This window comes from Candidatus Amarolinea dominans (assembly GCA_016719785.1).
In the GTDB taxonomy this organism is placed as follows: Bacteria; Chloroflexota; Anaerolineae; order SSC4; family Amarolineaceae; genus Amarolinea; species Amarolinea dominans.
In genome coordinates this window covers 230,296-256,558 of sequence record JADJYJ010000008.1, presented here as the reverse complement: position 1 = coordinate 256,558, position 26,263 = coordinate 230,296, and the positions used below count along the sequence as shown (strand labels likewise).

Below are 26,263 nucleotides of genomic sequence, written 5' to 3'. Positions count from 1 at the left end.
AGACATTATAGGCGAGAGCGGGCGAGAGCAAAAAAGTGTGCTATGCACCGGTCGCGGTTCAGTCCAAACGGCAGGTTGTGGTACAATAGCCGCGGAGCGGGGAACGCGCTCAAGAAAAGCCGCGGGCCTGTCCGCAAGGGATGCAGGGATGCAGCGCGGCCAGCGGTCAGGCTCCAGGAAGGTGATTGTGTCGAAACCAAATGTGCGTCAGTTAGTCATGATTATTCTCGGCGTATTGCCGCTGCTGGCCCTTGACCAGTTCAGCAAACGCCTGGCGATCACCCAACTAAAGGGAACGCCCGGCGTGGCCTTCATTCCGGGCTATTGGGATTTTCAGTACGTCGAAAACCGGGAATCGGCCTTCAATCTGACCGGCTGGATTCCGGAAACGATTCGCACGCCGCTCATCGTGGCTGTCAGCCTGACGACGCTGGCCGTCATCGCCTGGTATGTCCTGGCTGCGCCACGGCGACCGCTGATGCTGGCCGCGTTCACCGCCATTGCCACCGGCGCCGTGGGTAACAACCTGCTGGATCGGCTCATGTACGGCTTCGTGGTAGATTTCATTCACTGGCACATTGGCGACACGTTCGACTGGCCGGTCTTCAATGTGGCCGACAGCCTGGTGGTCGTGGGAGTTGGACTGCTGCTGCTCGACACCTGGCTGACACGCGACGATGTGCCGGCGGAGTCCAGCCCGGTGAATCAGCCCCAGGAGTTAGGGGCGCCATGACCCACCGCGGCTGGCTGCGTGCGTTCACGCTCCTGGCTCTGTTGATCGTCCTGATCCTCTTCATCATCTTCCAGGGAATCGAGACCCAATTGAAAGCCGCCGGGGCTGCCGGCGGCATCATCGAGCTGGAACTGGCTTTTTCAGCGGAGCGCGCCGCGACCCTCATTCAGGCCTGGCCGGCCGGCGGCAGTGACCTGGCCCGCCGGGCGCTGTGGCTCGATTTCCTCTTCATCGTGGGCTATGCCGGCGGCCTGACCGCGCTGCTCGTGCAGTTGGCGGCCAGCCCGCGCTTGACCTCGTGGGCGCCCGCCCTGCGCCGCCTGACGCCGCTGCCGCTGATCGCCGGCGCGCTCGATATCCTCGAAAACATCTGCCTGCTCGCCGTAGTGGCGACCATGCCATCGGCTGGCCCGCTGTCTCTCCTGGCCGGCGTGTTCGCCAGCGTCAAGTTTGCATTGGTTGGGATAGCGCTGCTCGCCGTGCTGCTGGCCGGGGCATGGTCGCTGCGCCGGAAATCCCGAACCGGTGCGAGAGGTTGACCAGCCAGGGCAGCGCGGTCACGCCGGAGACGTGACCTACGGGCCGCGGCTGCGCCGGAAATCCCGAACCGGTGCGAGAGGTTGACCAGCCAGGGCGAGAGGTTGACCAGCCAGGGCAGCGCCGTCACGCCGGAGACGTGACCTACGGGCCGCGGGCTGGTTCTACATTAAAGGGGCGCCCACCATGCCGCCGAACCACCAGGCCAGCAGCGTGACCACACCGATGATCAGGGCCGGTTCCTGGAAAGGCCCGGTGGTATCGCCCTGAAATCGGCGCGAGTCGGATTGGCGCAATTGGCGGATCAGGACAAAGGGCGCCAGCACAAAAGCCACGACCATCACCCGCACCGGCACGATGCCCAACGCCACACAGGCCACCAGCAGGGCCAGGGCCAGCACAATCATGCCGTAGACCAAAATATGGGCAAATCGTTCGCCGGCCAGCCCCACGGTGTTGACAAAGCCCGCCTGGCGATCACATTCGAGATCGCGCAGTTGGTTGAAAAGCTGGCCGTACAACGAGACGGCGACGACAAACCCACACGGCAGCAGCCAGCGCCAGCCGCTCACATCGAAGGTGAAATAAGCGCACAGGAATTGCAGCGCGGCCAGGAGAAGCACGTGCGAAGCCAGGTCCGCGCCCGGAATGGCCTTCAGGCGCACCGCGCGCCAGGAATACAACAGGCCGAGCAAGAGACACAGAACGCCCAGCACGAAAGGACGCCAGCCGGCCACGGCATAGAATGCCGCCGACCCCATAGCCACCAGAAAACAGGCAATATAGGCGGTCCGCGGCGCCACATGACCGGCCGAGATGGGGTTACGATGTACTTTCTTGGCGTCGCGTGCGTCATCATCCGCATCTTCGACATCGTTGATCATGAAGGCAAACGCCACAGCCAACAGGTTACCCAGCAGCGTGGCTACAAGAGGAATCGAGAACTGAAAAGCGCCGGCGACATTGAATCCAAAAAAAGTCGTCACCAGAACGAAGGCAAGAAACTCATCGACGCGCGTCAGGCGCCAGGCCAGGGTGGCCCGGCGGGTAAAAGAAGAGACCATAAATTTTTCCTTTCCGAGACAAGATTGAACTAAGCAGCGGGAGTCAAGCAGCGGGAGTTAAACGATGAAGCTTTACAGGGTCAGATGTCCGGACACCAGCGACACGTCAACGATATCAATGTCGCCATCGCCCGTGCCGCCGTTGTCTACGTCGAAGTTGGGGTCATAGCTGCCATTCTGCGCAAAATCGTTCCAGGCGCGAGCCACGCGGGTGATATCCAACACATCGGTGGCCCCATCGCAGTCAGTGTCCGACCAGGCGTCGCTGAAGGGCGCCAGGTAGCCGCCGATAATGGCGCGGCAGACCGGGCAGAAGACGCCGCTGGCCGGCTCGCTGCGGATGCGCAGCATCAGACAGTCGTTGGTCGCCCGGTACCACTCGTTGTAGGTGCAGCCAGGAATACAACTCGTGCCGGGCATCCCATTCCAACGGGGGCAACTGGCATTGTCGTCACAATTTGCACGCAGGGGATTGCCTCCATTGTTGGGACCAAAACTGTACTCATCGCCGAGCAGGGCGAAACTGTGGCTGAACTCATGAATGGCAACTTGCGGTCCGTACTGCGGGAAGCGATGGTAGGCGACGGCAAAGTTCACGCTGCCCGAACCGCCATACTCGTTATTGTTGACCAACACGATAATTTTATCATGGGGGGCCTGGCTGGCGAGGGGCAAGATGATGTTACCGTTACAGCAGATCAGGCGCGGGGTGCCAAAGCAGTTGTAGTTACACTCCAGATCGGTCGTGCTCGCAATCGCGCGCACGTTGATCACATTCGGGCGCGCGCTGTACGGTTCCACCTGGCGGAAGTAGTTTGCCATATAGGACACATCGGAGCGAAACATGTCCAGGCTGGCGGTCGTCGTGTAATCATCGCCCAGGAAGAGCAGGTCCAGGCAGTTGTCGCCACAGCAAGGGGTCGAAATGTCTTCCCAGATCGTCGTAGGGGATTCGCCTGCGCGTTGCACCCGGTCATGCAGCCCTGTCTCGCGCAGCAACAACGTGCCGTTCAGATCGTAGATTTCGATGCCATCGGCGCCGGGTAGATCGGGCGCCGTCACAACTGTTTCCAGGACGGCTGGCATCACCACCGGATGTGGAGCTTCCGGCTCATCTGCCCAGGGCGCACCCCAGACGGTCCGGCCCAGGGCAAACTGCTGCGTCGCCAACGCGTTTCCCCTGGCGTCAAGCAAAAGCAGCGTGTAGAGGTCATTCGTGTCCACCGGGCTGCCATTGTCTGGCATGAAACCGGTGCGGCCCTCGATGGCCGTCAGTCTGAACTGACCCGCCTCCACGTGCAGGCTGAATAGCAGAATCGGTTGTGAACTGCTGGCTGCGGCCAACGCCCCCCATCCCAGCAGAAGGCCCAACGCCAGCAGCAGGCTGGCGCCTAACTGGGGGCCAAACCGGCGCCAGGAGACGTGCGCATCATGGGCAAGCATGGCAGTACCTCCACAAGGAATGGGGACAGGCGGGCGGCAATCACAACGCCTGCATTATAACCATCGGTAGAGAAACCCCAAAATCAGCCCCGATTGCCTCCGGCGCCCCCGATTGCACCCAAAAAAAGACCCCCCGCAACAGCGAGAGGTCATGAGGTGGAGCTGAGGGGACTCGAACCCCTGACACCTACACTGCCAGCGTAGTGCTCTCCCAACTGAGCTACAGCCCCGAAACTTACAAAACCGATGATTCCGAACAGTGGAGCTAAGGGGATTCGAACCCCTGACCTCATCAGTGCGATTGATGCGCTCTCCCAACTGAGCTACAGCCCCAAGTCAGGGCAGAGTATACCTGCCAGGCCTGTTTTTGTCAAGCTGTCAGTTGACAAAGTTTCTGCTTGCCTGTATGCTACGCTGGCCGGGCGGTCTCCAGTGCCCGGCGCGCTCACGGTTATGTGGACCATACGTCAGGCTCTATTTCTCCAGGAGGTAATCATGGCTCCATCGAGCATCACGACCACGGGCGGCGTGCGCCGATCCTTGCATATTGCGGTTGACAAGTATCGCCATGCCGGGCCGTTTCTGCCCAATCTGGCAGGCTGCGAAAATGACATTCGCGCGATGCGTCAACTGCTGACCAGCCGCTTCGGCTTCGAAGAACGCAACGCCGTTTTGCTCATCAACGAGCAGGCCACCCGCCAGGCCATCACGGCCGCCTGGCATGGCTTGACCGAACAGACGCAGGCCGGCGATACCGTCTTCATCCAGTACAGCGGCCACGGATCGCAGATGCGCGACGTGCATGGCGATGAAGAAGACGGCATGGATGAGACTATCCTGCCCCACGACACCCGTGACCCAGGCCGCCAGGTGTTCGACATCACCGACGATGAGATCAAGGAGTGGGTGGATGCGCTGCTGGCAAAAACCGACAACGTGGTGCTCCTGTTCGACTGCTGCCACTCGGCCAGCGCCACACGCCAGGTGGGCGCGCCGACGGTGCCCACGCGGCGCGCGGACCCTGATCCGCGCGACCCGCCGCCCGCCGCGGCCGGCGCCCGCAGCGTGGACGTGGTTGAACACGGCCCAAGCGGTTGGTTTCCGCCCAACGAGCGCCTGGTGTTCATGGCCGGCTGCCGCGACAATGAAGAGTCCAACGAACACCGCGCGCCTGAGGGCGGGCGCTACGGCGCGCTGACCTATTTCCTGATGCAGTCCATGCAGTCCGCCGCGGCCGACGCCACGTTCCGCGATGTCTTCGAGTCGGTGACGGCCGAGGTTTCCTCGCGCTACCGCCAGAATCCGCAGATCGAAGGCGCACTGGATCGGCCGCTCTTCGCGCGTGAATTCTCCGGTCAGCAGCCCTTCTTCTACGTCAATCGGGTGGATGCCGCCAACCGCCTGGTCGAGATTGGCGCGGGAGCTGCCCACGGCATGAGAACGGGATCGCAGATCGCCCTGTTTCGGCCGCGTACACGCCGTTTCGACAAGGACAGCAACCGCCTGGCGACGGCCACGATCGTCCAGGTAGGCGGCATCAGCAGCCAGGCGTGGCTGCCAGATGATGTAGACCCGAATAGCGTGCCCCTGCGTGCGCGCAGCGTGGAACTGGTGCGCAATTCGGGCGATCAACGCCTGCGTGTGGCGCTGACGGCCGAGGCCGGCCAGGAAGCGGTGTTGGCCGGGCTGCAGGACGCGCTGCCCGCTTCCGGTCGTCTGCGCATCACCGATGAAGGTGAAGGGGCCGGAACCGATGCGCAAGTCCTGGTGCAGGCACAGGCCATCAGCCTGATCTTCCCTGACGGCCGCCTGATGATGCAGCCGGTCCCGGCGCAAGCGCCCAACCTTGAAAGCGACGTCCAATCTCGTCTGGAGGCGGTCGCCCGTTTCCAGAACGTCCTGCACATCGAAAACCCCAACTCCGGCCTGGTCAATGCCCTGGAGATCCGCTTCGAACGCCAGGCGGCGGCCGGCGCCAACAGCGGTCAGACGCTGGCGCCGCAGCAGGGCGGGCAACTGGTGGTCAGGGAGCGCGAGCCGTACTTGATGCGCTTCACCAACCGTGGCGCGACGACGGTTTATGTCACCGTGCTGGCCCTGAGCGCCGATTGGCGGATTCACAAACTCTATCCAGTACTTGAAAACGACTTCCCGCCCCTGGCGCCCGGCAAGAGTCATGCACTCCGGTTCGACGAGGGCAGTCTCATGACCGAACTGCCCTATGTCGCCAACGAAGCCACCGACTTCTTCAAGTTCTTCGTCACCAGCCAGCCCACCGACTTCTCCGTGTTGACGCAGGCCGCAAGCCGTGATCCGGATCTCGACCACGCGTCTTCCTTGCAGCGCTTGCTCTGGCAAGCGGCAGTGAAGCCCGGCAGCAAGTCGGCGACGTCCGTCTATGCGCAGGCGGCCGATGATTGGGCCACCGTGACGGCAGGCCTGACGGTGCGGCGCGAGGGCGCGGCCGGGCTGCCGGCCACCACCCTGGCGCCTGGCTTCAGCAGTGCGCTGCTCAGGGGCACCGGCGTGGTCCTGCGCAAGGCGCCCGATGTCAGCGCCACGCTGAACCCCGGCGAATGGCGGCCGGGCCTCGGCGCGGGCGAAACCGCCTTGCCGCCGCCCAACCTGCTGGCCGATTTGCCGGGCATCGAGCCGTACCGTTTCGCGCCCCCGCCAGGCGCAGCGCGGCGCAGCGCGGGTGCAGCGCAGGGTGCAGCCTATGTGGACCTGGCCGCGCAGGGCGGCGCGCTCAGCTTCGATGTGCCGGTCGAGGAGGGAACGCAAGCCATCATCGCCATCGCCACCGACGGTATGGCTTACTATCCGGTCGGTCAGATGGGCGCGACCCCTGACGCGATGGAGGACATGCCTGGCCTGGTGGGCGTGCGCGCCGGCACTCGCGGCGTTGGCCTGCCGATGCAGTCGCTGCAGATTGACTGGCTGCCCCCAAGTCCCACGACGCGCGGGGTGGGGCGCACCCTTCGCCTCTATCTGTACAAGATCAGCGGCCAGGAGATTCCCGACATCGGCCTGCGCCACGCGCAGGTCAACGCGGCCGGTGAGGTAGAGTACACGCCGATCAAGGATGGCGATCTGGAAGGGGTCTCTAAGGTGGCCCTCTTTGTCCACGGCTTCACCTCAGACTCACGTTGGATGGTGCAAGGCCCGGCGCAGTGGCTGAATTCGGAGGGGTTGGACTACCGCATCATCACGTTCGATTACGAGACGTTCAACACCTCGGTCTCTGACAACGCCAAGACCCTGCAGCAGGCGCTGGTCAAAGCAGGGTTCCGACCGGAGGATGGGCGCCAGCTCGATCTGTATGTCCACAGCCTCGGCTCACTGGTGTCGCGCACCATGATCGAAAAATGGGGCGGCGCGGCGTTTGTGGATCGCCTGGTGATGGCGGGGCCGCCCAACGCCGGCACGCCGCTGGTCAAGTACGGCAAGCAGGCCATCACCTGGCTGGGCAGCGTGCTGCTCAACAGTGCGGCGCCCACCGTTCCCGCGCTCATCGGCAGTTGGTTCCTGAAGCAGGCGCTGCAGCGGGCCATCTCCACGGGGGACATGGAGCCAGATTCGCCCCTGCTGAGCGAAATCAACGGGCTGACGCAGCCGGACCATGTGCCCTACCTGGTGCTGGCCGGCCGCAATGAGGAGCGGCCCGTTTCACCCAATGCCACATGGAAGCAAATTGCGCTCAAGACATTGGGCGATGTGGTGGATTTGGGGTTGGACGTGCTCTTCCAGGGACAAAACGACCTGGCAGTCGGGGTCAAGAGCGCGCGCGGGGTGCGCGGGGGCGATTACCCGGCGCTGCGCGTCGTGGAGATGACCTGTAATCACTTCGGCTACTTCGGTTCGCCCCAGGGTCAGGAAGCCATCCTGCGCTGGCTGGCGCCCTGATTCTTTCACAGGACAGACGACAGCAGCCACGAATTCATTCGGCGGGCGGCTTAGCCAAACAGGGAGAAAGGAACCGCGAAGACGCCAAGAGCGCCAAGAAAAAATCTCAAATCTTCACGACCTGTTGAATCCTTGCCGCCTGTACGAAAAATCAACCGCGAAGATGCCGAGAGCGCCGAGAAGAAACCCTAAATCTTCGCGACCTTCGCGTCTTCGCGGTTGAATCCTTGTTGGCGCCGGATGGATGGCTTGAGCAGTTTCCGGCGGTTGAGATTAGAGATAGTCACGCAACTGGCGCGCCCGGCTGGGGTGGCGCAGGCGATTGAGGGCTTCGGCCTCGATCTGGCGGATGCGCTCACGCGTGAGGCCAAACTTGTTGCCCACTTCTTCCAACGTATAGGTGCGACCGTTGTCCAGGCCGTAGCGCAGACGCAAGATGCGCGCCTCACGCGGCGTCAGGGTTTCCAGCAGTTCCTCTAATTTCTCACGCAGCAGGCTGTTGCCCGCCACATCGGGCGGCGAGGGTGAGTCTTCATCCTCGATGAAGTTGCCCAGCGTGCTCTCTTCCTCTTCGCCCACCGGCTGTTCCAGCGACACCGGGTGACGCGAGATGCGCAGCATCCAGCGTACCTGCAGCGAGTCCAGCCCCATGGACTCGGCGATCTCTTCGGGCTGCGCCGGGCGGCCAAGTTTTTGCTCAAGCTGACGTGCCGTGCGGTACAACTGGCGGATGCGGTCGCCCATGTGTACCGGTAGGCGAATGGTGCGGCCCTGGTCGGCCAGCGCACGGGTGATGGCCTGTCGGATCCACCAGGTGGCGTAGGTGCTGAGCTTGTGGCCGCGCTCCGGCTCGAATTTGTCCACTGCGCGCATCAGGCCCAGGTTGCCCTCCTGGATCAAATCGGCAAAGGGCACGCCCTGGCCCATGTAGCGCTTAGCCACACTGACGACCAGGCGCGTATTGGCACGAATCAAATGCTCGCGCGCAGCCTCACCCTGGCGCGAGAGTTCGAGCAGGCGATCGGTCTCCGGCGGCCCCCCGTTACGCAGACGGCGGCGCGCCAGGCGTCCTTCGGCCAGTTGCTTGGCCAGGGCCATCTCATGTTCGGGCGTGAGCAAGGGCACTCGCCCCATCTCGCGCAGGTAGAGCGTCAGCGGATCATCGGTCGGCATCTCGCTGAGATCGAGATCAATGCCCACCGCCAGCAACTGGATGGGGTCAATCTCCTCAACGCTGACCTCGTCCGGCGGCGGGCCAATTTCGGCCTGGGCCGCTCCTGCATCGGGGTAGATTTCGATACCCAATTCTTGCAGGCGCGCGAATAAATCTTCCAGGGCTTCGATCTGGTCTTCCGCCTGTGGCCAGATAGCCAAAATATCATCGAACAGCAAGTAGCCACGGGATTGTGCCAACCCCTGTAACTGAGCCAGCGCCTGCCCGACTTCGAGCGTCGTGGCCTGAGCCTCTGTTCCATTGGTGGCGGCTGTGTCCCCGCGAACAGCCAATGCCTTCAATAGGCACCTCCCATCTAACGTTGCGTAAATCTACAAGCAGTATAACATACGGCTTGTCCAACGTCAACAGTCAAATCTGACAATTCAGAACTGAAAGTCTACCAGCCGCTGATCTTGAACAGGCTAAATTCGCCCGTATACGGTTCACCTGCCACGTCAACCTGGCTGACCACTGCGGCGGCCGGGCCATAATGACACCAGGACACCACAGAGGCAACCGCGGCAGCCTCGCCCTCGAACACGGCCTCGACTGCACCGTCAGCGCAGTTGCGCACCCAGCCGGTGACGCCGGCCGCCTGCGCCTGTCGCCGCGTGGACTGGCGAAAAAAGACGCCCTGCACCACGCCACGAATCCACACATGCATACGAATGAACTGCATCGTCAAGACGCCCTCCCGCCGGCAGCGGTCACTGTGGTGGGGGCGGGTCATGCTGGGATCATCAACCGCCCGCATCTGGCGTTGGACCAACCAGGTACACAGCGCGCCAGGGCTGATATTTGCTCACGAACTTGTCCTGCCGCAGCACCTGCTCGCCCTGTTTGATGACGCGCGTCACCACCACGTCGCGTCCGTCCACGGCCCAATCCACCTGTTTTTTGACGCCAGGCGCCAGCGACGGATCAACCTGGTAGAGCGGCGGCTCAGGTTTGCGCACGTTGCTGGTCTCAGGTCCAATCCGTTCCACCGTGCGGTTGGGTTTGGTTCCGTAAAAATTGAAGGTCAGCCGTCCCTGCGTCAAATCCAGCTCCGGTTGGATTAACACGTAGGCGCCGGTGTCGTTACGAAAACGGAAATCTACGCTCGGCGTGAAGATAGTCGCATCCATGCCTGGCTCGCCATACCAACCGACCACGTACCCATGCGCCCAACGCTCGACGATGGGCATGCCGCCCCAGAATGCGGCCCGGAAGACCGTGGTGGAAACCTGGCAGATGCCGCCGCCGATGCCGACCGCGGTGCGGTCGCCCCAGATGACCAGCGCATCCTCGTAGCCATTGGCGGCCGACACATCGCCCACGATGCGATTGAAGGAGAAGATGCCGTTGGGCGGCACGACGACCCCCTCGAACTGGCGGGCGCCTTGCGTGATGTTGGCAACACGGGCGGCGCTGGAGCCTTTGAATGTGGTGGCGCCGCTGGCGATCAGTTCACGAATGCCCATTCGATCCAGGTCACGCATATCCACGGCCGGCTTGACCACCTGCAAAGGGAGATCAATCTGAGCGCGGCCCGTGCTGAGCGCGGCCAGCGTGCGCGTCACCGTTTCAGCCACGTCCAACACACGGCCGGGTTGGCTGGGGGACAAGACGCTCAAGCGCCCGGCGGTTGGATCAATCGGATCAAAATGGAGACGCGCGTCGCGCGTCGCCCGCGCCAGGCTGGCGGCCAGGGATTGGGCGTAAGCGCGCACGGCGGCTTCATCCACCTGCAGCGTCAGGCTGATGCCGCCGGACGCCGAAGGTTGAGGAATGATGTGCAGCCAGCCGGCCAACTGCACCGGATCGAGCGCAAACTGCTGCGGCGCTTCATCCTGGGCCGCGTCGCCGGCGTAGGCCAGAAGCAGCGGCGTGCGCAGCAGGCGCCGCGCTTGATCCGCCACCGCCTCGACATCATGTACGAGCGGCGGAAGTTCATGCACCACCACGTCAACCGTACCTGATTCGCCTTGCGCCAACTGCGCCTGCACCGCGGCCCATGTGGCCTGCAGATCGGTATCGCGCCCCGCCTGGGCAACGGTCGTCACCACCTGCAGCCCGTGGATCGTCACCGTCGCGTCGCGCGCCGGCCGATCAATGGACTGGGCCACGCGCTGAAGAAGATCGGCCGCCTGCACCTCGCCTACGGTCAACGCCGGGGCCAGGTTGGCGCCTGCGCGTGCAAGCCGCCACTGTGCGGCCAGTGAATCCAGCGGGTTGGCCTGGCGCCCCAGTTCATAGGCGCGCTGAGCCGTGGCCTGTGCATCCACCTGCAGGCCCAGGTCGGCGCTGGCAAGCGGCCAGGCCTGTCCCGCGTAGCGCAAGAGGATGGTCGGCCCCTGAAAAGGCGTCAACTGTTCCTGCAGCCGCGCCGCGGCCTGCTCACGCGTCAGTTCGCTCAGATCCACGCCGGCCACACGCACCCCGGCAAAGACGCGGTTGGCAAAGCGCAACTGCACCGCGGTGATGGCGGTCAGCAGCAGCAGGGCGCTCAATCCCAGGCAGAGACCAAAGAAAAGCACGATGCTGGGGCGCCGGCGAGGCGGTATCCGCCCACGTAGGGATGCATGGCGGGGCAGCGGCGGTGTGGACTGGCGTCTGGGCGCAGTAGATGTCGTTGTCATGATCGAATGATAACATCATTCACGCCAGACGACAAGCCAGCAAATCCAAATGGTCCCGGAATCGAGGCTTCAGCCGGTCTGCCACAGGGTTCTCAAGTGCCCAATAACCGGCTAAAGCCTTCATTCCAGATGTCTTCAGCGACCACATTTGGGATTCCTGGACAAAGTTGGCGGCGCTGGACGTATCGGGGTCTGAATGATATAATCGCCCGGCTTACGGCAATCATCTCACGCACGCAAGGGCAGCATGGACCAGATCGAACGACAAATCACAGTGAACGGCGAAATGTTCGCCTGCCTGAATGCCATTTCGGGCGCGCGCCAACCGGCAACGCCTGTGATGCAAGCGGTCAGCCTGGGGTTGGGGCAGGCCGGGAGGCGCGGGTCATGAGCGCCATCACCTTGCCCGGCGCTGCGATCCTGGTCACCGGCGCCAACGGCTTCATCGGCGGGCACCTGTGCGAGCATTTGCAGCAGGCCGGCGCGCAGGTGCGCGGGCTGGTGCGCTCGCTGCCACGCGCGGCCTGGCTGGCCGACCAGGGCATCAGCCTGATCGAAGGCGGCCTGGACGACCCGGCAGTGCTGGCGCGGGCCGTTGATGGCTGCGCGGCCGTGATTCACACCGCGGCCTGGACCGGCGTCCCCGATGATCCGGCGCTGGGCGAGGCGGTCAATGTAACCGGCGCCGAAGCGGTGCTGCAAGCAGCGCTGACAGCCGGCGTGGCCCGTGTGATTCACTTCAGCAGCGTGGCGGTTTATGGGGTCAACGCCAGCCCGCTCATTGACGAAACCGCGGCCACGCCCCTGGTAGGGCAGGCTTATCCGGATAGCAAAATTCGCGCCGAAGCCGTGGTGCGACGCCTGGCCGCGGCCGGCCTGGACACCGTCATCGTACGGCCGGCCAGCACCTACGGCCCGCGCGGCACAGCCTGGACAGTCGGCCCGGTGGAGCAGATCAAGAGCGGGCGCCTGCGCCTGCTGGCCGGCGGCCGCGGGCTGGTCAACCTGGGCTACATTGACAACGTGGTGCAGGGCACGCTGCAGGCGCTGACCGCGGCCGCGGCGGCCGGTCAGACTTACAACCTGTGCGACGGCCAGGCCATTCCTTTTCATGAGTTCTACGGCTATTACGCCCGCATGATGGGGATTTCCCGCCTGCCCAGTGTACCGGCATGGGCGGGGAAGCTGGTGATCTCACCGCCGGGCCGTTGGACGCGGCGACTGCTGGGCCGGCAGGCGGCCGGGCGCTGGTCGCTGCACTATCTGCAGAACAGCAGCCGCTTCGCCATCACAAAGGCGCAGCGTGAACTGGGCTATGCACCCACGATTGATGTGGCCGAAGGGATGCGGCGTACGGAAGCCTGGCTGCGTCAGGCCGGTGTGATTTGAGTCAGAACGGAGGACGCCTAAACGGAGGACGTCTATAATGAAAGTGCATTTTTCGCCACGCTGCGCCCCATGGCGGGCGGCAAGACGGTGGACTTTGACCTGCCGGCGGGCACGACGATCCGCAGCCTGGTGGAAGCCATCGTGACTCGTTTTCCGCCCATGCGCCAGGAGCTGTTGGACGCAGACGGTAATCTCTATCTGCATGTGCATGTCTTCGTCAACGGCCGCGACACCCATTTCCTGCCGTTGGGCATGGACACGCCCTTGTCGCTGAGCGATGTGCTGAATGTCTTCCCGGCCGTAGGCGGTGGCGCATGGTGACAGAAACACGCGACTTGCGCGGCATCCCCCTGTGGCTGGTGCGCGAATACCTGGTGGAATTGGGCGGCGCCGCGCAATCAGAGCAGCACGTCATCGGACCAGGCTGGGAAGTACATCTGAGTCAACTGGCCGACTTCCAGATCGGATCGCTGCGCATCGGCGAGATACGCATGGAAGTGACCGGCCAGGCTGACATCATGCCAGAACTCAAGGCGCGCCTCGACCGCAAACTCATCCGCGCGGGGGGGTAAGCCCAATCATCCAAACAAGTTTTGGGAACAACTGAATGCGAATGATGACGGGCAAAAAGGGGGGCGCGTCAGCCGGGATGGCTGACGCGCCCCTGTTCGTTGTCATGACCGCTGCCGGCAGGCGGCAGAAGTCTTAGAGAATCCCCAATTCCTGCAGCTTGGCCTCAGGCACGACGCCGTTGACCCAGCCGCGCATCTTGTAGTATTCCACCAGCATCAGGTCCAGCTCGCAGACATGGCCCTCGGAGCCGGGCATGGTGGACGCTTCATGCGTGAAGCGCGTCGGCAGGGCATCGCTGCCCTCGCGGAAACCGTTCAGGTTGTTGTAGTAGCGCTCCAGGTTGTAGATGCGCTCGCCTGTCTTGAGCACGTCGTCCGCGGAAAACGGCCGGCCCGTGAAGGTGCTGTATTGCGCCGCATACTCCTCGGCGCCTTCGGCAAAAGACGAGAACTTGCACAGATCCAGGCTGTCGGTGAAGGCAAACAGGTCTTGCAGAATGCGCAGCATGTCGCCCTTGCCTTCCCAGGCCAGCGGGTCCATCTTCCACGGAATCAGGCCCAACTCCACGGCCGGCGTGTAGCCACGCAGGTGGCAGGCGCCGCGGTTGCTGGTGGCATAGCCAATGCCCATGCCCTTGAGGCCGCGCGGATCGTAGGCCGGGATGCCCTGGCCCTTGCAGGTCATCGCCAGCTCGTCATGGCCGAAGTAGGCGGCGATGGCGTTGGCGCCATCCGCCATGACGCTGCCGAGACCTTCGCGGAAGGCGATCTTGCGTGCCCATTCCGCCATGCCGGCCACGTCGCCCCAGGCCAGTCGGCCATCCCCATTGGTGTAACCGCGCTCGGAGGCTTCCATGTACACAGAAAGCGGATGCCCCGATTCGATGGCGTCCATGCCGTAGTCGTTGCACAGGTCAATCATCTTGGCCACGCCGGCCGCGTCGTTATTGCCGCAGTTGGCGCCCATGGACCAGGCCGGTTCGTACTCCAGGCTCTCCATGTGCAACCCCAGCCAGGGGCCGCTGGTGATTTCCACTTCCTTCTTGCAGGCCACCGGGCAAGCATGGCAGGTGGGGTCATTCACCAGGATGTGCTCCTTGACCCACTCACCGCTGATCAACTCGCCATTTTCGCCAAAGGAGGTCAGCTTGCTGTTGAACGCCGGCAACGCGCCCATCGTGTTGCTGATGTTCATCAGCACGTTGGTGCCATAAACCGAGAGGCCGCCCTTGCGCGGACTGGTGACATTCTTCTCGTCCATGATGGTGGCCAGCGCGCGGTCATGGGCGCCCTTCCACGCCTCTTTGTCCGCAGGGCGCGGCCGATCCTGGTACTTGCCGCGAATGACAACGGCCTTCAGGTGTTTGCTGCCGCCCACGCAGCCGGTGCCGCCGCGGCCGGAGGCGCGGTCATTCTCATTGATCCAGCAGCCAAACCTGACCAGGTTCTCGCCGGCCGGGCCGATGGCAATCACGCTCAGGGTCTTAGGCTCGCCATAGCGCTCCTGCATGATCTTGACCGTCTCATGCACACCCTTGCCCCACAGGTCACTGGCATCGTGCAGCGTTACTTCGCCGTTTTCGATATAGGCGTAGACCGGGGTGGCAGCCATGCCCTTGAAGACCAGGCCATCGAAACCGGCCCACTTGAGGCGCGCAGCCGACCAGCCGCCATGATGCGAATCGGTGACGGTGCCGGTCAGCGGTGACTTGGTGACGATAGCCATGCGACCGCTCATGTTGGCGTCGGTGCCGGTCAGCGGGCCATTCATGAAGCACAGGATGTTGTCCGGGGACAAGGCGTCCACCTGCGGACCGTTGTCGAAGACGTACTTGACACCGAGACCACGCGCACCGATGTACTTGAGCGCATCTTCTTCAGCGATCGGCCGATAATCCACCTGGCCGGCGGTCAGGTCCACCCATGCTACACGGTTTGTGTAACCCATCAAACTCATACCCACCTCCTTGTTGGTACTGACAGAGATTCAGCAACTACGATCATCGTAGCTGCGCCTAACCGGACTTAGAAGAAACAAAAGGCCGTTATGCAAAATTTGCATAACGGCCAGGAAAACGCTGCTGTGTTGTGGTGCCGAGAAGAACGGTCGCATCGCCGGCTGCGCCGGCGCGTGGTGAGAGCAACAGGCATAGGATGCCGCCCCCAAAGGATAGAGATCGAAAACTTGGGATAGCTTGATTATACGTCAGATAGCCTGGGAACGCAAGATCGAACGTTTGCGGCTCTGATCGGTCTCACTCGCCGGCGGGGGCGATCGTTTCCCACAGCGCGCGAATCGGCACTGCGAACAAGCCAGGCCCAAAACCTACACTGGCTTCTCCATCGTACAGGACGACCCCGACGACAAAACGTTCACCCGCATCCGCTTGCAGCTTCCTCAGACCACGAAAATCTGTCTCTGTCACGGTGGCAGCCGCCTTGACTTCGATCCCGGCAACGGCGCGTACACCTTGTTCCAGGACAAGATCTACCTCAGCGCCGTCCTTATCGCGAAAGTGGTAGAAAGACAGGGCGGTCTCGTGCCAGCTCGCCTGCCGTCGCAACTCCTGAAAGACGAACGTCTCCAGCAATTGAGTGGGTTCGGCCAAATGAAACCTTTGGGTTCGGCCAAATGAAACCTTTGGGTTCGGCCAAATGAAAACTTTGGGTTCGGCCAAATGAAACCTTTGGGTTCGGCCAAATGAAACCTTTGGGTTCGGCCAAATGAAAACTTTGGGTTCGGCCAAATGAAACCTTTGGGTTCGGCCAAATGAAACCTTTGGGTTCGGCCAAATGAAAATATACCATTTGGTATAGTAACCATATGGTATAAGCGCCTGCTGCCACAGATCAGCGCGGGGAGGCCAGGTCTGGCGAAGCCGCGCTCCACCAGACCTGGCGAAAGACCAGCGCAATCAGGTAAGACGGGTTGGCCGCAGTCGCTGACCGGCGTCTATTCCGGTTTGATGCCCAGCAGCAAGTCCATCACGTCGAAGGCCGCAAATCCTGCTGGATACCACTCCGGGTCCGGTTTGAGCCAGTTGTCCATGGCGATTACGGCAAGTCCGTCATCGGGCGCAAACTGGATGTGGGTATTGACGCCGTCGCCGGCGCCCGCATGGCCGGCTAGCCGGTGGCCGGCCTTCTCGCCGACGTACCATCCCAGCCCGTACTCCCCAACGTACGGTCCATACCAGGGGCCGAGAGCATCCATCCAGGGGGTGCTGGCAACCGATGTCCACATGGCGTCAATGCTCTCAGGCTGCAGCAAACGCCTGCCGTTCAGCTCGCCCTTGTTCAGCATGAGCCGGGCCCACCTGGTCATGTCGTCACAGCTCGACCAGAGGCCGGCGGCCGGAACATCTCTGGGGTCAACGAAATGCTCCATCGCGGCGGCGCTGCCATCTTCGGCGGAGATGTACCCGGTCACATACAGGTCGGGATCGACCTCGTCCATCACAAAGGTGGAATTCGCCATGCCAAGCGGCTCCAGCCAGCGCTGGTGCATGTAGCTCTCGAACGGCTCGCCAATCACCTTGACGATGATGGCGCCCAGCATCGAGTAACCCCAGCCACTGTAGTTCCATGCTTCGCCGGGCGCCGAGATCAACTGCTCATCCCTCAGGCTGCGCACGGCTTGTTCGAGCGGATCAATCGTCGGGTCGAGCGGGGCATCCCAAGGGATCGGCACGTCAGGCAGGCCGGACATATGGCTGAGCAGCATGCGCACCGTGATATCCTTGTAGCGCGGGTCGGCCATGGTGAAGTACGGCAGATAGGCAGTAACCGGCTTGTCGAGGTCAATCTTGCCTGGCTCCACCAACTGCATGACGGCCATCGCGGTCAGCGACTTGGAGATGGAAGCCTGGGTAGAAACGGATTGGGGGGTCATCGGCCGGTTGCTTGCAACGTTGGCAAGCCCAAAACCCTTGTTGTAGACCACCTGGCCATCTTTGACGATGCAAAGCTCGAAGCCGGGCACCGGGTAGTCTGTCATCGCTTTCTTGACGATTGTTTCGATCTTGGCAGTCGTGGCATCGTCAAGTACCGCTTTCTCTACTTGGGCGAGGAACTTCGTGAGGAGTTCCACGACAAGGTCCGTTTGCATGAAGGCCGTCACGTGATCGTGGCCTGGCAGTGATGCGAATGTGGCGTTGGGCAGCTTGTTGGTCGCAGCCTTCAATGCAGTATGGTCTTCATCATACACGCCGGCAAACAGAAGTATGGGCATCGTCATATCCGGTAGATCAGGGGCGAAGTTTTCGGCGCTAAAGGCTTGTAGGTCAGCGATTACAGCCTGAAAATCGGTGGCAGCATAAAGTTGATAGGCTTTGGTCTCGGAGAATCCGTAGCTACCAAAAACACTTGCTGCGTCGCGCCCGTATTGTGAATGAGTGAGCGTGCGATCGCGCTCAATATCGGCGCTGGGATCGAAATTCTCAGGGGCTTCGCCGCCGATGATCAGTGACGAAAGACGATCAGGGAAATACTTGGCTACAGCCCAACCCACCGTACCGCCCAAGGAGTAGCCAAAGTAATGCGCCTTGTCAACGCCCAACTTGTCGAGTACAGCGACGATGTCGCCGGCTTGTTTTTCCAGGACATAGGCAGCCGGATCGTGGGGCTTATCGCTCTGGCCATGACCTCGGGCATCAATGAGGATGAGGCGATAGTTCGCTTTGAGTGCATCGGCATAGCCGACAACCCGCCAATCTTGGAGGCTGCCGGTCAACCAATGCACCAGGACCAAGGGCGGGCCCTCGCCCTCGACCTCATAGTGAATCCGCACGCCGTTGTTTTCCACGAAGCCGGAGAGCACGTCAGATGGCTGTTTCTCCAAACCTGGCGCTGCCGGCGTTGCAGGTGGCGCCTGAACGGTTGCGGTGGGAACCACGCTGACGGTAGGTTCAAGGGTCGCCGTCGGTGGAACGGGCGTCGGTGCGGCGGTGAGCGGCACCGGCGTCGCCGTCGGCGCGACGGCCGAGCCGGCGCAAGCGACCAGCAGCGCGGCGATCAACAGGACGCTGAACGTCATAGGTAGATGTTTCCAGGGTCTCATAATATGCTCCTCTGAAGTTCCAGACTGACAAACTTGCGGCCGCCAGCTTCTCCATCTCGCAGGCAGCGCACATCGGTCTTAACAGTCGGCGCTATGGTTGCTCCTCGCCCACCAGGTGAGCCGACATGAAGTTCACGACGGGCGTGAACAAGAAGTCGCAGTGCCCGCCATTGACTTCTTCCAGGTACTCGTGCTCGACACCGCGGTCGCTCAGGAGCTTGTCAAAATCACGGGCCAGCTCAGGATTGTCGTGCTGGCCGTGGAAGATCAAGATCCCACTCAACTGCTGCGACTGCGTGAGATAGCGATCAAGGTCGTGGATCGGATCCACGGCGGCGATCTTGTCAAATACCTCAGGCACGATCTTGACCTTCCCATCTACCAGAGCCAAAGGCATGTCCAGGTAGAACGGCGGTTTCGCCGGATTGGCTGCGGCACCCGCGGCCTCGCTAAACATAATCTGAATCTCCCACGACAATTTCCATAAACTGGCGAAATCCTTAGGCAAACCCGTGAAATATCGTAAGCCGGTGTCCCATATGGGATCGCGTGCCCAATCGTATGTGCCCGACACAGGCGCGGTGACGCTAAATACGCCCGGATACTTCAGCGCCAGATGTATCGCGCCGTCGCCGCCCATGGAGCAGCCGCTGATGCCGCGGCTGGTACGGTCAGGGATCGTGCGATAGGTGGCGTCAATCAGATCCACCAACTCCTGAGTGAGGTAAGTCTCGTAGTCGCCAATGGTCGGCGAGCTCAAGAAAAAACTGCCGCTGAATTTGTTGTGAGCATCGGGAAAAACGAAGATCATCTCCTGCAGGCCGCCCGCGGACAGGGCAATTTGGTATGCTGATTTGAAGACGCCTAACAGGGTGTTGGCATGGCCCGTGTACCAGTGGAGCACGTATACCACGGGATAGCGTTTGTCGCTGGTGGCGTAGCTGGACGGCAGCAGGACGTAGAATTCGCGGGTGGTCGGGTCGCCCAGGAGGTTGCCGGCCAGCGCCTGGCTGGTGATCTCCCCCTTCTTCGTCTCCACCTTGCCCGGGGTTGCTGTGGGTGGCACTGGTGTTGGTGGTACCGGCGTGGCCGTCGGCGGTACTGGCGTGGCCGTGGGTGGAACAGGTGTCGCCGTCGGCACGGCGGCCGGGCCGGCTGGCAGGCGGCGAGCAATGCTGCCAGCACCAGAATGACAAAACTGCGATTGAAACGTAACATCGTTAGCACTCCTTCCAGTTGTCATGGATCGAAATTGCCTATCGGTTGGGTGATCCGGGGTGGATCACCCAACCGATCGCCTGAGCATTTATTTGTCGATGCCCTGTTGGGCATAAGCCACATCAGCCGCTGCCAACCAGGTTTGGATGTTAGGGCTGTGGGGTCGGCTTTGCTTCGGCACCCAACAGCACTTCTGCGATGCCGTTGCCGATGTCATACGCATAGAGTGAGCCCACATCAGGGTCGAAGAGGTTGACCAGTGCAATCACGGCAAGGCCTTCGTCCGGGAACAGGCCCAGATGGGACTGGGAGCCGAAATCGGCGCCATAGTTGCCGATGATGCGGTGTCCCTTGAACTCACCTACCCACCAGCCCAATCCGTAGCTGGTAACCTGTGGGCCGAAATTCTCCGCCCATGAGCTGGTGGCCTGAGGCGCCCACATCTTGTCATAGGCTGACGCCGGCAGCACCCGCGTTCCATCCAGTGTACCCTGGTTCAGGTTGGCAACCGCAAAGCGGGCCATGTCATTCACGCTGGAATAGAACGCCCCAGACGGCGCATGGGCGCGGGTGTACGGGTAGAAGTCAATCGTCTTGGCATTGCCGTTCTTATCGGGCATATGGGGCGCCACCAACCTGACCGGGTCCAGGTCGCTCAGCAGGTACGAGGAATTCTCCATGCCCAAGGGCGTAAGCACGTTGGCCTGCAGATAGTCCTCGAACGCCTGGCCGGACACCTGGGCGACCACATCGCCCAGGATATCGAAGCCGGTATTGCTGTAGGCCCACTCCTTACCGGGCCGGAAGGTCAGGGATTTGTCGCTGAGGCTGCGGACGTAGTCATCCAGGGCAGCCTTGTCGTTCCGCAAGTTCTTATCCTGATACTCTGCCAGCCAATTGATGGGGTCAGGCATACCGGCTGTGTGCGACAGCAAGCGGCGGATGGTGACTTCTCCCACGTCGGGATCCGTCAGAGTGAAGTAAGGCAAATACTTCGTTACGGGCGCATCCAGGTCAATCTTGCCGTCCGCGACCAACTGCATGATCGCTATCGCCGTTGGCGTTTTGGCAACTGAGCTCATTTGGAAGACTGAGTCTGGCGTCACCGGCGCGTCACTGCCCAGTTTACCGACGCCAAACCCGCTGGCGTAGACCAGCTCACCATCCTTGACAATGCCCACCGCTGCGCCTGGCACTTTGCCCTTCGCCATGATCTCCTTGACCAGCGCCTCGATCTTGGCCACGGTGGCGTCGTCTAGCTTGGCTGTAGGTGCCGCGCCGTAGCCCGTCGTCTCGTACTTGATGCCGGGAAAATCGACTTTCTCCGGCGCCAGCGCCTTGGCCGCCTCAGCGTCGCCCTTCAGCTCGACCAGCAGGAAGGCGGTGGCGAAGTGGTTGATCAGGTCGTGGGCGCGGTCCATGTCCCATACCGGATCGGTGCAGAACATAGGAAAGCCCAACGCCACGATACTAGGTGAGTCAGCACAACTGCTGAAGAACATCAGAGCCTCGCCGTAGTCGAAGACCACCTTGGCCTTTCGTTCGGCGCCGACGCTCTCGTAGGGTACATCCACCTCAAACGTTCGATCGGCGGCCACCGCGCCCGATCCAACCATAAACATGACCGGCACGTCGACAGACTCCATGCCGTCGCTTCCAAATGGCGTCGTATATCCTGACAGCGGAACGACTGCTCGGACACGCTCATCAACCGTGGAAGGCCAAAGCCCCTGTGGCGTTTCTTCCAAACCTGCCAAGGCCGTAAACTTCTCGATACAGGCCTCCACGCTCAGTTCTGCCTCATCTGGGTTATCCGCACACCAGGCGCGCAGGCCGTTCAGGTCCCAACGCGCCCCGGCAACGGCAAGCGCTGCCTCGCCACCCATGGACCAACCAGCGACACCGACACCTGTTGTGTTGATCATGCCTGCCAGATCGCCACCTGCAGCCGCGAGGCTTTCGGCGAAATCGATCTCACGCGTGACCTCCTGTGGCCGGCGGATCATAGCCTCCGCTGCCGCGGGATTGAACGCCGTACTCCAGTTGTCCTCATGGTCGGCAGATATGATCACAAACCCGCGGGAGGCCAAATGCTCCGTGAAATAAGGGATCTCCTGGCCGAAGGACCAGGTCGCGTGGCTGTAGACCACCAGTGGATAGGGTGCGCCACTGGTATCGGGAGGCGCATCCAGTTGGGCGTGGCCGAAGACCGAGAACGCTGGAATCTCGCCCGGCGCAAACTGCAGCTCGTAGACCATCTCGGCAGTCGCACCGTCGGATTTCTGGGCCGGATACCAGACACTGACCGTGAGATCGCGGTCGGTCTCCGCAGAGGCCGGTATGGTGAAGTAGCGAACCCCTACGGCATAGGGGCCGTCGATGGCGTACTCTGGCGCATCGAAGCGGATGCCGTGCGGCGGCTCCGGCTCAGCCGCGACGGTCGCTTCCGCCGTCGAGACAGGTGCCGGCTCGGGCGTGGGCGGAAGGGGCGTCGGTGTCGGTGGGATTGGGGTGATTGTCGGCGCCGCCGGCGGCGTGGCGGTCGGGCCGGCGCAAGCGACCAGCAGCGCGGCGATCAACAGGACGCTGAACGTCATAGGTAGATGTTTCCAGGGTCTCATAATATGCTCCTCTGAAGTTCCAGACTGACAAACTTGCGGCCGCCAGCTTCTCCATCTCGCAGGCAGCGCACATCGGTCTTAACAGTCGCCGCTATGGTTGCTCCTCGCCCACCAGGTGAGCCGACATGAAGGTCACCACGGGCGTGAACAAGAAGTCGCAGTGCCCCCCTTTGATCTCAAGGTACTCGTGCTCGACGCCGCGGTCGCTCAGGAGCTTGTCAAAATCACGGGCCAGTTCCACTGGCACAAGGTTGTCACCTTCGCCGTGCAAGATCAAGATCGCATTCAGGCGCTCCGGCTGTGACAGGTAGCGGTCGAGATCGTGGACGGGATCCACTCCGATCATCTTTTCGACCACCTCAGGCACGATCTGAGCCTCACCATTCACCAGAGCGACAGGTATATCCAGGTAGAACGGGGGCTTGTCAGGATTGGCAGCGGCAGCTGCGACCCAGGACAGGAGATACTTGATCTCCCAGTTTTTGGTCAGGTCAGAAAAATTCTTAGGTGGGATCTTCAGAACCTCCGTCGCGCGCTTCAGCACCAAATCGCCTGAAAAATCGTATTCGCCGGAGGCTGGCGCTGCGACACTGAATACGTTCGGGTGCTTCAACGCCAGGCCCATCGATCCATCGCCGCCCATAGAACAGCCGGTGATGCCGCGACTGACACGGTCGGGCAGGGTGCGATAGGTGGCGTCGATATGGGCCACGAGTTCCTGAGTCAGGTAGGTCTCGTAGTCGCCGATGGTTGGCGAACTCAGATACTGGCTTCCGCCAAATCGGTTGTTAGCATCAGGAAAAACGAAGATCATCTCCTGCAAGTCGCCCGCGGACAGGGCAATTTGGTATGCTGATTTGAAGGCGCCCAGCAGGGTGTTGGCATGGCCCGTGTACCAGTGGAGCACGTATACCACGGGATAGCGTTTGTCGCTGGTGGCGTAGCTGGACGGCAGCAGGACGTAGAATTCGCGGGTGGTCGGGTCGCCCAGGAGGTTGCCGGCCAGCGCCTGGCTGGTGATCTCCCCCTTCTTCGCCTCAATCTTGCCTGGGGTTGCTGTGGGCAGCACTGGTGTTGGTGGTACCGGCGTGGCCGTCGGCGGTACTGGCGTGGCCGTGGGCGGAACAGGTGTCGCCGTCGGCACGGCGGCCGGGCCGGCGCAGGCGGCGAGCAATGCTGCCAGCACCAGAATGACAAAACTGCGATTGAAACGTAACATCGTTAGCACTCCTTCCAGTTGTCATGGATCGAAATTGCCTATCGGTTGGGTGATCCGGGGTGGATCACCCAACCGATCTCCTGGGCATTTATTTGTCGATACCCAACAAGGCATAAGTCACATCAGCCGCAGCCATCCAGGCTGGGTAGATGGCATCGGTGCCCCAGTTAGCCAGCACCGTCACGCCCAGGTTGTCGTCGGGGGCGAGCTGAAAGCCGGTGGTCTGGCCCGCACCCCCACCGGGATGGCCAGCCAGGAAATGACCGCCATCTTCCGCCACGCCCCAGCCTAACCCATATTGGCCGGCCCACGCACCGAAGAACTGGTCGAGACCGGTCGGCGCCTCTACCTTCCAGAGGATATCGTAGGTCTCAGGCTTGAGGATGCGCGCGCTGTCCAATTCGCCCCGGTTCAGGTTAACCTGCATCCAGCGCGTCATGTCCTCGCAGGTGGAATAGAGACCGCCTGCCGGTAGGTCTATGCCCTTGGTGTGGGTCACCGGCTTTGCCTTCACGATAGCGTCTTCACCGGTTGTGTGTTCGCCAACCAGGGCATCGGGCGGGATCGCCGCCGCATCGAAGGTCGAGTGCGTCATCTTGAGTGGCTCCAAGATGTTCTGGACGACATACTGGTCATAGGGCAAGCCTGACACCTTGCCGATGAGATCGCCCAAGATGCTGAAGTTGACCGAGGCATACTGCCATGTTTCGCCGGGCGCCGCTGTCAGCTTGTCATCGCTCAGGGACCGCACGTACCACTCGAGCGCTGCGTCCACTGCGGTTGGCTCCACACTTTCCGGCAGAGTTGCCGTGACTGCTTCGTCCGTCAACCCCGACGTGTGCGAAGCGAGCATGCGCACAGTAATGTTCTTGTAGCGCGGGTCGGCCATCTCGAAGTAGGGGAGATAGGCCGTGACCGGCTTGTCCAGGTCTACCTTGCCTTGCTCGACGAGTTGCATCAACGCAACGCCAGTGAAGGATTTCGTAGTCGAGGCAATGGCGAAGACCGATTGGGGCGTCACCAGCCGATCACCACCCAACTCCGCAACGCCGAAGCCCTTGCTGTAGACCTGGTTACCGTCCATGACCACGCACATGGCGTAGCCGGGAACGCCGTTGGGCTGCATTTGGTCATTTAGTATGCCCTCGAGCTTGGCCACGGTGGCGTCGTCTAGCTTAGCCGTAGGAGCCGCGCCATAGCCGGCCGCTTCGTACTTGATGCCCGGGAACGTCACATTCTCCGGCGCCAGCGCCTTGGCCGCATCGGCGTCGCCTTTCAGTTCGGCCAGCAGGAAGGCGGTGGTGAAGTGGTTGATCAGGTCGTGGGCGCGGTCCATGTCCCATACCGGATCGGTGCAGAACATAGGAAAGCCCAACGCCACGATACTAGGTGAGTCAGCACAACGGCTGAAGAATATCAGATGCTCGCCATAGTCGAAGACCACCTTGGCCTTGCTTCCGGAGACAACACTTTCGTAGGGGCTAGCCATCTCAAAGCCTCCGTCAACGGATGTCTCACCGGATCCTATCAGAAACATGACCGGCACATTCACAGGCTGCATGCCTTCTTTGCCGAAGGGGATGGTGGATGGCGCCATGGCTACGACGGCGCCAACACGCTCGTCACTCCAGTCCGGCCAAAGCCCCGCAGGCGTCTCGTCAAGACCTGCGAAGGCGGCAAGCTCCGCTTCGCGACCGACCAGGTCTGGGCACGCTGTCGGGTTGAGCTCAGCAGTGTCCGGATTTTCCTTACACCAGGCGGCCGCATTAGCCAGGTTCAAGCGCGCACCGGCTGCAGCAAGGGCAGTCATGGCCCCCTGGGACCAACCTGCAACACCGACCTGGTTCGTGTTGATTAAGCCGGGCAGTAATCCGCCATCGGCGGAGAGATGCTCGGCATAATCGATCTGGCGTGTGATCTCCTGCGGTCGCCGAAAATATGCCTGCGGCGCAATGGGGCCAAATGCCGTGCTCCAGTTATCCTCATGGTCGCTGGATATGACCACCAACCCGCGCGAGGCCAAATGCTCGGCAAAATAGGGAGTCTCCTGACCAAACGACCAATGGGAGTGGCTGTAGACCACCAGTGGGTAGGGTGCGCCGCTATCGTCGGGAAGCGCATCCAGTTGGGCATGACCAAAGACCGAGAACGCGGGAATCTCGCCGGGCGCAAACTGCTGCTCGTAGACCATCTCGGCAGTCGCACCGTCGGATTTCTGGGCCGAATACCAGACACTGACCGTGAGGTCGCGGTCGTTCTCCGCTGTGGCTGGTATGGTGAAGTAGCGAACCCCTACGGCATAGGGACCGTTGATGGCATACTTGGGCGCATCGAAGCGCAGGCCTTGCGGCGGTGATGGCTCCGGCGCTGCCGTCGGTGGAACTGGTGTTGGTTGGGCCGGCGCTGCCGTCGGTGGAACCGGTGTTGGTTGGACCGGCGCTGTCGTTGGTGGAACCGGCGTCGCTGCGGGCGGCGCCGGTGTGGCCGTCGGGCCGCTGCACGCGACCAGGAGCGCTGTCAGCAAGAGAATCGAGAGAACACATGAGCGATGGATGGGTGACATGTTACTTTCTCCTATACGAGACAACTTCGAGACTAAACTGAGGTGGCTTCAAAGGCACGTTTGGGCCGCGTTCGTTCAAGCGAGTCTAGATTAGCACAACAT

At 61.9% G+C, this 26,263-nt stretch carries 18 protein-coding genes and 2 tRNA genes; 6 read left to right on the top strand and 14 right to left on the bottom strand.

Annotated elements, in window-relative coordinates; translation table 11 throughout:
- The first annotated feature begins 187 nt into the window (after positions 1 to 187).
- Both lspA and IPM84_12295 read left to right on the top strand, forming a co-directional pair.
- Entirely contained in the window at positions 188 to 733 is a 546-nt protein-coding gene (lspA, locus tag IPM84_12300) for a signal peptidase II (GenBank protein MBK9093528.1), read from the top strand.
- A complete protein-coding gene (locus IPM84_12295; protein MBK9093527.1) occupies positions 730 to 1,272 on the top strand; it encodes a hypothetical protein in 543 nt (180 codons plus the stop codon). Before lspA ends, IPM84_12295 begins: the two co-directional genes overlap by 4 nt.
- Before the next feature lie 162 nt (positions 1,273 to 1,434).
- Here IPM84_12295 and IPM84_12290 read toward each other — a convergent pair whose 3' ends face one another.
- The 4 genes from IPM84_12290 to IPM84_12275 all read right to left on the bottom strand — a co-directional run bounded on the left by IPM84_12290 (position 1,435) and on the right by IPM84_12275 (position 4,110).
- A complete protein-coding gene (locus IPM84_12290) occupies positions 1,435 to 2,334 on the bottom strand; it encodes a UbiA family prenyltransferase (protein ID MBK9093526.1) in 900 nt (299 codons plus the stop codon).
- Positions 2,335 to 2,406: 72 nt separating this feature from the next.
- Positions 2,407 to 3,777, bottom strand: coding sequence for a hypothetical protein (locus tag IPM84_12285; protein ID MBK9093525.1), 1,371 nt, complete (start codon positions 3,775 to 3,777; stop codon positions 2,407 to 2,409).
- A 157-nt stretch (positions 3,778 to 3,934) separates the two neighbouring features.
- Positions 3,935 to 4,007: transfer RNA gene (locus IPM84_12280), tRNA-Ala, on the bottom strand.
- 30 nt (positions 4,008 to 4,037) lie between these two features.
- A tRNA-Ala gene (locus IPM84_12275) sits at positions 4,038 to 4,110 on the bottom strand.
- Between the two features lie 162 nt (positions 4,111 to 4,272).
- On the opposite strand from IPM84_12275, the gene IPM84_12270 reads away from it, so the two are divergent.
- Positions 4,273 to 7,683: a caspase family protein gene (locus IPM84_12270; GenBank protein MBK9093524.1), complete on the top strand. Its 3,411-nt coding sequence runs from the start codon at positions 4,273 to 4,275 to the stop codon at positions 7,681 to 7,683.
- Between the two features lie 273 nt (positions 7,684 to 7,956).
- Here the strand turns inward: IPM84_12270 and IPM84_12265 are convergent, their stop codons facing one another.
- From IPM84_12265 to IPM84_12255, 3 genes are all read right to left on the bottom strand, one after another.
- Positions 7,957 to 9,114, bottom strand: a complete 1,158-nt coding sequence (locus IPM84_12265) for a sigma-70 family RNA polymerase sigma factor (GenBank protein ID MBK9093523.1) — start codon at positions 9,112 to 9,114, stop codon at positions 7,957 to 7,959.
- Between the two features lie 182 nt (positions 9,115 to 9,296).
- Positions 9,297 to 9,578, bottom strand: a complete 282-nt coding sequence (locus IPM84_12260; protein ID MBK9093522.1) for an acylphosphatase — start codon at positions 9,576 to 9,578, stop codon at positions 9,297 to 9,299.
- A gap of 61 nt (positions 9,579 to 9,639) precedes the next feature.
- Positions 9,640 to 11,520 (bottom strand): VanW family protein, encoded by a 1,881-nt coding sequence (locus IPM84_12255; protein MBK9093521.1) that lies wholly within the window; start codon positions 11,518 to 11,520, stop codon positions 9,640 to 9,642.
- 387 nt (positions 11,521 to 11,907) lie between these two features.
- Between IPM84_12255 and IPM84_12250 the strand changes: the two genes are divergently transcribed.
- The 3 genes from IPM84_12250 to IPM84_12240 all read left to right on the top strand — a co-directional run bounded on the left by IPM84_12250 (position 11,908) and on the right by IPM84_12240 (position 13,481).
- Positions 11,908 to 12,909, top strand: coding sequence for an NAD-dependent epimerase/dehydratase family protein (locus IPM84_12250; GenBank protein ID MBK9093520.1), 1,002 nt, complete (start codon positions 11,908 to 11,910; stop codon positions 12,907 to 12,909).
- 69 nt (positions 12,910 to 12,978) lie between these two features.
- The gene (locus IPM84_12245; GenBank protein MBK9093519.1) at positions 12,979 to 13,230 is read left to right on the top strand and encodes a MoaD family protein; all 252 of its coding nucleotides are present in this window, start codon (positions 12,979 to 12,981) and stop codon (positions 13,228 to 13,230) included.
- Positions 13,224 to 13,481, top strand: coding sequence for a DUF1952 domain-containing protein (locus IPM84_12240; protein MBK9093518.1), 258 nt, complete (start codon positions 13,224 to 13,226; stop codon positions 13,479 to 13,481). Before IPM84_12245 ends, IPM84_12240 begins: the two co-directional genes overlap by 7 nt.
- 133 nt (positions 13,482 to 13,614) lie before the next feature.
- Here IPM84_12240 and IPM84_12235 read toward each other — a convergent pair whose 3' ends face one another.
- From IPM84_12235 to IPM84_12205, 7 genes are all read right to left on the bottom strand, one after another.
- Positions 13,615 to 15,438, bottom strand: a complete 1,824-nt coding sequence (locus IPM84_12235) for an aldehyde ferredoxin oxidoreductase family protein (GenBank protein ID MBK9093517.1) — start codon at positions 15,436 to 15,438, stop codon at positions 13,615 to 13,617.
- A gap of 298 nt (positions 15,439 to 15,736) precedes the next feature.
- Entirely contained in the window at positions 15,737 to 16,396 is a 660-nt protein-coding gene (locus tag IPM84_12230; protein ID MBK9093516.1) for an ATP-binding protein, read from the bottom strand.
- A gap of 38 nt (positions 16,397 to 16,434) precedes the next feature.
- The gene (locus IPM84_12225; GenBank protein MBK9093515.1) at positions 16,435 to 18,516 is read right to left on the bottom strand and encodes an alpha/beta fold hydrolase; all 2,082 of its coding nucleotides are present in this window, start codon (positions 18,514 to 18,516) and stop codon (positions 16,435 to 16,437) included.
- A gap of 115 nt (positions 18,517 to 18,631) precedes the next feature.
- Positions 18,632 to 19,783 (bottom strand): hypothetical protein, encoded by a 1,152-nt coding sequence (locus tag IPM84_12220; GenBank protein MBK9093514.1) that lies wholly within the window; start codon positions 19,781 to 19,783, stop codon positions 18,632 to 18,634.
- A gap of 124 nt (positions 19,784 to 19,907) precedes the next feature.
- A complete protein-coding gene (locus IPM84_12215) occupies positions 19,908 to 22,337 on the bottom strand; it encodes a serine hydrolase (GenBank protein ID MBK9093513.1) in 2,430 nt (809 codons plus the stop codon).
- A gap of 133 nt (positions 22,338 to 22,470) precedes the next feature.
- On the bottom strand, positions 22,471 to 23,598 hold the full coding sequence (locus tag IPM84_12210) for a hypothetical protein (GenBank protein ID MBK9093512.1): 1,128 nt from the start codon (positions 23,596 to 23,598) through the stop codon (positions 22,471 to 22,473).
- A gap of 88 nt (positions 23,599 to 23,686) precedes the next feature.
- Positions 23,687 to 26,161 carry a serine hydrolase gene (locus tag IPM84_12205; GenBank protein ID MBK9093511.1) on the bottom strand — a complete coding sequence of 825 codons (2,475 nt, stop codon included), beginning with the start codon at positions 26,159 to 26,161 and terminating at the stop codon, positions 23,687 to 23,689.
- Between the last annotated feature and the right edge of the window lie 102 nt (positions 26,162 to 26,263).